We start from the raw sequence: 1,912 nt of genomic DNA on the forward strand, positions 1-1,912 counted from the left end.
TTCAAGAATCCAACCAAGTAAGAGCCATGATAAATAAGCCGCCAAAACAAAGTCCACCTTTCAGCAACAAACCAAGCGTTTGTGTCAGGAAAACTCAACGAGCGAAAACTTCAGCAAGTACAAAATGCTCGATAAACTTGCCCTTTCCACACTTTGCGCCCGCTGAATTGGCAGCAAGCCAACGCTAAAAATGATTGAGGCAAACAAAGAACCTTGCCTGTTTTACGGCTTGAGTTAACCACGAATTTTAGGGTAAAAATGCTCATTTGCCGACAACGCAAAACGAATGGCCGGAGAAATCTAAAAAGATTGAACCCCTAAATTTACCTGAGTTGCATAACGCCCGCCTAAGGGGCTGACAACGCCATGCGTTGACAGTCCCTCTTGAGGCGTTTGTTATGTTTAAGATCCCTTTCATTAAGCTTAACTCTACTTCCATATAGTGCATAACCAGTGTTTGAGTAATTATTACCTTGCTTCATGCTTTGGCAACCAGCAGAACTACCTTAAACGGTAACGCACTCGATCAGAATCGCGCATCTGTTCGATCTCTTTTTTCTTTTAGGCGATAACATAACTTTCATAGTGGGTAGCATGACTTTTTTTATTAAAAATCGAGGAACTTCAACAATTACGCAAATAAGCACTTGATTTCATATCTAAGTGTAATATTATCAGCTGTGTGATTTTCAGGATAAACAACAAAAGGAGTTATATATGCCAGCCAATACAGTATTGCCATTAAATCCCTTAGCAAATAATGGAATAATAATTGGAGATGAAACTTTTCAAATTAATTCAAAGCGTGTTTATTTCCCTTCAGCAGCAAACAAAAATAAAATTGGAGTCAGCATACATATAACTGTCGATGCTATCACAGATCATGCCAGAGAAAACTTTGTGAATTTTTTCGCTCTGCAAGTAAACTTCAATAACGATACTTGGGCACATGGTGGATTTCAATCTCATCTAGTGAATTGGGGAGGATTAGCTAAGCATGGTGGCGGACAATTAGATTACAACGCAATTTCATTACATCAAGCCGCTCAGCTTGATATATTAAAAATTCAAAATGAAACTGACGAGATTAGAAATCAGCCTTTCGATTATGTCGTAGGAAAAGAATATATATATGAAATTAAAAGATTAGATCAAGAAATATTTCCAGCAGGGCAAAATGTTCGAGTTATTGGTGGTGGTGTTTTAGTCACTCCGACAGTCGAAAGAAAAATGTACGTTTGGGAGTTTACTGTAAAACCAGCTGATGGAAATGGACCTTCCGTTAGATCATTTCTTTATAATTCAGCATCTTACTTTGATTTCTTTTGTGTGTGGAATGAAATTAGACATAACGAGGGACAACTTACATCTTGGTCAAATCCAAGATATACCAAAGAAGACGGAAGTGTGGTTACTCCAACAGATTGGTCTCGTTACTAACTGATGTGAATAAATAGCAAAAATGTCTGAAAAATAAGTTGATTTCTTAGTCTTTGTTAGCCCGGACTTGATCTAACCGTCTCCGTTTCGAACGGTGCATATTATTTCAAGTTTGGACTAAGTTTCCTTAATTCAAATCGAACTTTCACTAAATATATCATTTAAACTTGAATCATCAGGTTTAAAAAATTGAAAGTTATACGTAATTTCGGATGCCAGTGATACTAAACATTCTGGCAATATAAAATCTAAACATTTATTAATAGCGGATATATATTCCAGATGATAACTAAATAGCGCTCCGAATGTGCTCATTCATTATTATCGAGAGGCATTTAAGCTTTAGCTATATGACAGTAAGAAATTGAGCTCTACAAAACAACGACCACTTGCTGACAAACCAGAAAGCCGAAGGAACAAAGCAAATACACAACATACTGATTTTATACGATTAAACATAACGCCCGGCTAA

The 1,912-nt window shown here is 36.8% G+C and carries 1 protein-coding gene; it reads left to right on the forward strand.

Annotated features, from left to right (window positions below; genetic code table 11):
- The first annotated feature begins 717 nt into the window (after positions 1-717).
- A complete protein-coding gene (locus PL85_RS18020) occupies positions 718-1,440 on the forward strand; it encodes a hypothetical protein (protein ID WP_115340143.1) in 723 nt (240 codons plus the stop codon).
- Positions 1,441-1,912: the final 472 nt, after the last annotated feature.

Source organism: Vibrio anguillarum, from assembly GCF_001989995.2.
GTDB classification, from domain to species: domain Bacteria; phylum Pseudomonadota; class Gammaproteobacteria; order Enterobacterales; family Vibrionaceae; genus Vibrio; species Vibrio anguillarum.

Bases quoted from the DNA above. Each gene is read 5' to 3' on its own strand.
- PL85_RS18020 (WP_115340143.1), top strand. From the start codon at position 718: ATGCCAGCCAATACAGTATTGCCATTAAATCCCTTAGCAAATAATGGA.